This is a genomic window from Gilliamella sp. B2828 (assembly GCF_026537125.1).
GTDB lineage: Bacteria > Pseudomonadota > Gammaproteobacteria > Enterobacterales > Orbaceae > Gilliamella.
The window spans coordinates 93,411-99,719 of record NZ_JAFNMU010000009.1 but is presented as its reverse complement, the minus strand read 5'-3'; the positions used below and the strand labels follow the sequence as shown (position 1 = coordinate 99,719).

General features: G+C 32.5%; 4 protein-coding genes and 1 tRNA gene. 2 read left to right on the top strand and 3 right to left on the bottom strand.

Annotated features, from left to right (window positions below; translation table 11 throughout):
• Positions 1–1,598 precede the first annotated feature (1,598 nt).
• Positions 1,599–1,670: transfer RNA gene (locus J3U19_RS08835), tRNA-Arg, on the bottom strand.
• A gap of 135 nt (positions 1,671–1,805) precedes the next feature.
• On the opposite strand from J3U19_RS08835, the gene J3U19_RS08830 reads away from it, so the two are divergent.
• Entirely contained in the window at positions 1,806–2,564 is a 759-nt protein-coding gene (locus tag J3U19_RS08830) for an MlaA family lipoprotein (protein WP_267341420.1), read from the top strand.
• A 69-nt stretch (positions 2,565–2,633) separates the two neighbouring features.
• Here the strand turns inward: J3U19_RS08830 and J3U19_RS08825 are convergent, their stop codons facing one another.
• Together J3U19_RS08825 and J3U19_RS08820 are read right to left on the bottom strand one after the other, a co-directional pair.
• On the bottom strand, positions 2,634–3,482 hold the full coding sequence (locus J3U19_RS08825) for a TIGR03915 family putative DNA repair protein (RefSeq protein ID WP_267346080.1): 849 nt from the start codon (positions 3,480–3,482) through the stop codon (positions 2,634–2,636).
• Positions 3,483–3,485: 3 nt separating this feature from the next.
• Positions 3,486–4,751, bottom strand: coding sequence for a putative DNA modification/repair radical SAM protein (locus tag J3U19_RS08820; RefSeq protein WP_267346077.1), 1,266 nt, complete (start codon positions 4,749–4,751; stop codon positions 3,486–3,488).
• A gap of 296 nt (positions 4,752–5,047) precedes the next feature.
• Here J3U19_RS08820 and fabB point away from each other — a divergent pair, with 296 nt between their 5' ends.
• On the top strand, positions 5,048–6,259 hold the full coding sequence (gene fabB, locus J3U19_RS08815; protein ID WP_267346076.1) for a beta-ketoacyl-ACP synthase I: 1,212 nt from the start codon (positions 5,048–5,050) through the stop codon (positions 6,257–6,259).
• Positions 6,260–6,309: the final 50 nt, after the last annotated feature.

Here is a 6,309-nt window from a genome sequence, read left to right as displayed (position 1 = left end):
TCCAATGGATTGATCAGATGGGTTAATCCTTTATCCATGTTATCCTCTTTTAGTATTTCATGCTTACGAAATATAGATTATTGTTGTTATTGTTGTTGCTATTGTTATGAACAATTATTTAACTTTACTTTGACAACAAAAGGTTGATTTTTTTATTGAGAAACATCATTCAAACCTGAAGTGAATTCGTGTTAAAAAATAACCTAAAAAAGAATATAAAATACCCTGTTTCGTGTATTTTGCAACCTTTTTTTGAAAAATACTTTAATTTTAATTTAAGAAGATAACTTACAGATATAATTAATAAATAATCAAAAAAAATAACGATTTGTCATTTAAACATTGTAAGAAAAGAATTTACATCAACGATCCATACGTGAATGGAATTTTTTATAAAAACATCTCAATTTTTATTGTTCAATGAAAAATCAGATAATTAACTTTTGTTTTTTATTTTCGAATTATTTACATTTATTGCCATATTTTTTACTAAATAGACATTTAATTACCCTGTAAATTATATAAACATTGGTATTAACGGTTTAGCTATCAATTTCAATATTTTGAAATTTTTTTTACGATTTCTTTTCGGATCAAATTTGACAAAATAAGATTAAAAATTCTATTATTTAACAACTTTCTCGTTATATGCGTCATCCCTTGCATATGATCCTCTGGTGTTGATCACCGGAGGAATTTTTTCTTCTTAACCCCTTATTTTTTAATTTTATATTCTTTTTTCATAACTTTTTACTATACAATAAGTTCCATTTTCCCGTACAATTTTTTATTAACGTTTTAAAAATTAATTATAAAATAAGAAAGAAAGTTAGATTTTAAATTCATTTAATGATAATTAATCCACCATAATTTGTGTGCTTTTAGTGTAAAAAAATTAACTAAAGCAAATTGAAGTTGCTAATCAGCTTTAATAGCTATATTTGCTTTATCATACTAGTTTTTAATTAAATAATTTTATTTAATATTAATCGGATATTATACAAATTTATGGTTATTACTAATCATTGTTTAGCCGAGACTTCTAATATTTAGTAAATGGATTTTTATGTAAAAATGATTTTTAATAATTGATAGGTTTTATTTTAACCTATATTGTGACGTTAACTCTATAGCAATTAAGACATAATCCTTTTATTTTTTTTCAGAAAAACAATAAATAATTTTGTCTATAAGCTCATTTGGGCTTAAAATGGAGAAGGTAAAGTAGATTACTAAAAATTTCAACTATTCAAAATGTTAATCTTTATTTTTAATGCTATTTTTCATAAAATGCGATTATTTAGCTTACTTCTTCCTTTAAGGAACAATGATAATTTGCACTTAATGAGTTTAAACCTTTTTTAAAGATCTTTTTACGTCATGCAATTATTTACTTTATAAATATTCTTAAAATTGCACATTATTTATAGACCAATCTATTAAATTGAAGAATCTAATAAAGTAATAAATCCTCAGTAGGTTAAATAAATAGCGTTTTATTTTTGAATGAGATAAAAATACTATTTATAAAATATCTATTATTTGATTGATAGGAATAAAAAATGATTTAAATAAAATGGATACGATATTAAACACTTCGACCTCAGCAGGAATCGAACCTGCAATTAGCCCTTAGGAGGGGCTCGTTATATCCATTTAACTATGAGGTCATAGAAGCATGCATTTTAATAAATTTTAACAAACATTGCTATTCAAATCATGAAAAATTTTCTATTTTGAGTAAACATGATACAATCATGTTCATTCAATACTTTACCATTTTTATTCGATAATTCGGTAACATTATGAAAAAAAAAATAATAGGTATGATGTTTACGGTTTTGGCACTGACAAGTTGTGCAACTTATCAGCCTGAGACAAATAGTTATTCTGACCCGTTATCTGGGTTCAATAGAACTATGTTTAATGTTAATTATTATGCACTCGATCCTTACATTTTGCGACCTGCCGCAGTTGTTTGGAAAGATTATGTACCCACACCGATACGTAAAGGAGTCGTTAATTTTTCATCTAATCTTTCAGAACCCGCATCAATGGTCAATAGTGCTCTACAAGGTGAAGGTCATGAAGCAGGTAAACATTTAGCTCGATTCTTTTTAAATACCATTTTTGGTGTAGCCGGTTTATTTGATGTTGCAGGTATGGCTGATCCACAATTACAAAAAGGTTCTAAACGTAGTTTTGGTGATGTATTAGGTCATTATGATACACCTTATGGTCCCTATGTTGTGTTACCTTTCTATGGTTCTGCAACAATCCGCCAAGAAGGTGGTGATATTGTCGATACTTTATATCCGCCACTTGTTTGGTTAGATTGGGAATGGGCATTAGTCCGAAGCGTATTTGATGGTATTGAAGCTCGCGCTATGGCAATTGAGTATGAAGATTTGCTTAAAAATAGTGATGATCCTTATAACTTTATGCGTAATGCTTACTTCCAACGTAATGATTTTAATGCGTCTGGTGGTAAAGTTGATGAGCAAAAACAGCAGCAACGGCAAGAAAGCATTAATAGCATAATTAATGACATAGATTCTCAATAAGCTCAATTAATTATATTTTTAAAAGCCGCCTTGTTTGGCGGTTTTTTATGTATTTTATAAAATTTTTTTCTAATTATCATTGTAATCTTTTACTGCGAGTTTCATTTCGGGTAAATATCGCCAAAACCGACTTGGCATATGTTGGCGTTGTAATTTGAGATTCATACGTTCTTTTATAGTTATCGCATTGCAATACTTTAGCCACATTGTTTGAAACAGCACCTCATCTTCGGTGAGATAATTTTGATTAACTTGACTATTAATAATTAAATCATCTTTATCTACCAATGATACCTGTTCAATGCTATTCAAATCATAGACATAACCATATTGGCGCTTTTCATCATATATTGCCCATTTTTGATCTGCAAAACGATCTTTAAAAAAAGTGAGTACTAGAGGTAGTACATTATAAATAGGACCAATCACAGAAAAATAGATTTTTTCGCATACTTCATTTTCGTCGTCATCTGATGCTTGCTTATGCATTTTTTTCAGTGGATTTTTTATGGCATTAAAACGAATAAACTCAAGCATACGATGACGTTCGTTACTCACTTTTTTCGCAATTTCGCGCACCGTTAGTACATCGGGATCGGCAAAATCAGTTTCGATAGATTTTGTGGCTTTAAACACTTTGCAAATATATCGAAAGATAATTAAGTCACTATCTGGTAATTCAGATAACCATACATACATTAATTGTCGTAAAGCAGTTTTACTCAATTTATTGATTAATGCTACGCGCACACGTTCATACTTAAATTCTCGAAATTCGACATGATGTCTATCGGTCACCAGTAATGGTTCCACCTGTCCTGCTGCTAATAAACATTCCGGCATTTTTTTGAGTTTAAAAGCATCAAATACCGCACATAGCACACCTTCAAACGTCTTTTCGTAATAAAATGCTAACATACTCTACCACCCCATTACGAGTTGATGCGGTTGATGAATTATTTGATCTTCCAACAAAGGGGGATCTTGCAAAGACAATTTAATATATTCTGCTGATGAGCCGAGTATTTTAAATTTTTTCATATCATGACAAATAATAAAAAACTGCGCACGCTTTAACACTACACCAATCCGTTTGAGTGCATCAAATGTTAAACGGCGATGACGCCTTGCCATGACAATTAATTTGGCTGATTTAACGCCGATACCTGGTACTCTCAATATTTTTTGGTAACTATCACGATTTATATCAATTGGGAAAAACTGCGGATTACGGATCGCCCAAGACAGTTTGGGATCAATGGTTAAATCAAGGTCAGGATATCTATCGTTAACAATTTCATCAATATTGAAGTCATAAAACCGTAATAACCAATCGGCTTGATAAAGTCTATTTTCACGCACGCGTGGTACATCTTGCACAACAGGCAAACGTTTATCATAACCATTTACAGGAACAAATCCTGAATAATAAACTCGTTTCATGCTCGGTCGCTTATAAAGCTTGGCAGTGAGTTGTAATATTTGTTTGTCAGATTCATCCGTTGCACCAATAATCATTTGTGTGCTCTGCCCTGCTGGTACAAATTTCGGCGTAGATCTAAATTTTTTACGATCTTCTATATTCTCAAGCAAATTTTGATGAATTTGGCGCATAGGTTGGTAGATGCTTTTATGATCTTTATCTGGCGCAAGTAATTTGAGATTTTCTTCGGTTGGAATTTCCAAATTAACGCTCATTCTATCAACCAACAATCCAGCTTGATTAATCAGTTCATCACTGGCACCAGGGATCGCTTTCATATGAATATAGCCATTAAAATGGTGCTCACTACGTAAAATTTTCACTACGCGGATCATGCGCTCCATAGTATGATCAGGACTGCGTACAATGCCCGAACTTATAAATAACCCTTCAATATAGTTTCGGCGATAAAATTCAATGGTCAGCTCAGCCAGTTCGCGCGGAGTAAAACCTGCTCTAGGAATATCGTTACTTTGCCGGTTAATACAATAAGCACAATCAAACATGCAGTAGTTAGTTAACATAATTTTAAGTAACGATACACATCGCCCGTCGGCAGTAAATGTGTGGCAAATACCACTCTTGCTTGCACTACCAATACCCTTATTTTTATTGCGACGCGTTGATCCACTCGATGAACACGAGACATCATATTTTGCCGATTCGGCTAATATCTCAAGTTTCGCAATCATTTTTTCATTCATTTAGCATCACCATAAAACTGTATTTATATACAGTATATCGTAACTGCATTACACTCTGCAAGTGTGTGGCTATTTAATCGGTATTAATTTGGCAAACTGAAGCCATCACTCTATCAATAACTTGAAGATTCTTAATCAATTCAATGTCGCATTCTTTTAATTAATATATTAATAATCAATTTATTAACAAAAAAATAAAGATAAAAGAATTACTCAGGTATTGTTGAGCTTACAAGTGTACGCTATAATCACATCAATTTTTGTTAGAAGCAGATAATTTAGGAGCAGAATATTGTATGAAACGCGTTGTTATAACAGGATTAGGAATTCTTTCAAGTATTGGAAATAATACCAAAGAAGTTTTAGAATCTTTAAAAATTGGCCGTAGTGGTATTACTTTTTCACAAGAAATGAAAGATAGCGGAATGCGTAGTCATATCTGCGGAAATGTTAAATTAGATACTAAAGGTCTCATTGACCGTAAAATAGTTCGCTTTATGAACGATGCTTCTATTTATGGTTATCTCGCTTTACAACAAGCTATTGAAGACGCTAAGTTAACTCCAGAACAAGTTTCTAATCCACGTACTGGTTTAATTGCAGGTTACGGTGGTTCAACTAAAACTCAATATAATGTTGTAGCTGGTATGAAAGAGAAAGGATTACGTGGCGTTGGTCCTTATGCAGTGACGAAATCAATGTCATCTGCAATTTCAGCTTGTTTAGCTACACCATTTAAAATTAAAGGTGTGAGTTATTCTATGACATCAGCTTGTGCTACGTCTGTGCACTGTATTGGTCACGCTGCTGAACTTATTCAGCTGGGCAAACAGGATATCGTTTTTGCTGGTGGTGGTGAAGAGCTTTGTTGGGAAATGTCTTGTGAATTTGACGCAATGGGTGCGTTATCAACGAAATATAACGACTGTCCAGAAAAAGCATCACGAGCTTATGATACCAATCGTGATGGTTTTGTTATTGCTGGCGGAGCTGGTATGGTTGTTGTAGAAGAGTTAGAACATGCATTAGCACGTGGCGCTCATATTTATGGTGAATTAGTCGGTTATGGTGCAACATCAGATGGTTATGATATGGTTGCTCCATCAGGTGAAGGTGCAATGCGTTGTATGCAACTTGCTATTCAAGATTTAGATGTGCCAGTTGATTATATCAACACTCATGGTACATCAACACCAGTAGGTGATGTAAAAGAGTTATGGGCAATCAAACAAGTATTTGGTGACAATATTCCAGCAATCTCATCAACTAAGTCTATGACGGGCCATTCATTAAGTGCAACAGGTGCGCAAGAGCTTATCTATTCATTATTGATGCTTGAACATGGCTTTATTACACCAAGTATTAATATCGATGAATTAGACGAAGCAGCAGTTGGCATGAATATTATTACAAAACCAACCGAACGTGAATTAACAACCGTTATGTCAAATAGCTTTGGCTTTGGTGGTACGAATGCCTCAATTGTGATGAAAAAATACAAAGCTTAATTGAACAATTTTTTTATCTGTAAATAAAAACCGTTCTATTAAGAACGGTT

Excerpts from the sequence above, each read along its gene's own strand:
- J3U19_RS08830 (WP_267341420.1), top strand. The coding sequence starts at position 1,806 with ATGAAAAAAAAAATAATAGGTATGATGTTTACGGTTTTGGCACTGACA.
- fabB (WP_267346076.1), top strand. The coding sequence starts at position 5,048 with ATGAAACGCGTTGTTATAACAGGATTAGGAATTCTTTCAAGTATTGGA.
- J3U19_RS08825 (WP_267346080.1), bottom strand. The coding sequence starts at position 3,482 with ATGTTAGCATTTTATTACGAAAAGACGTTTGAAGGTGTGCTATGTGCG.
- J3U19_RS08820 (WP_267346077.1), bottom strand. The coding sequence starts at position 4,751 with ATGAATGAAAAAATGATTGCGAAACTTGAGATATTAGCCGAATCGGCA.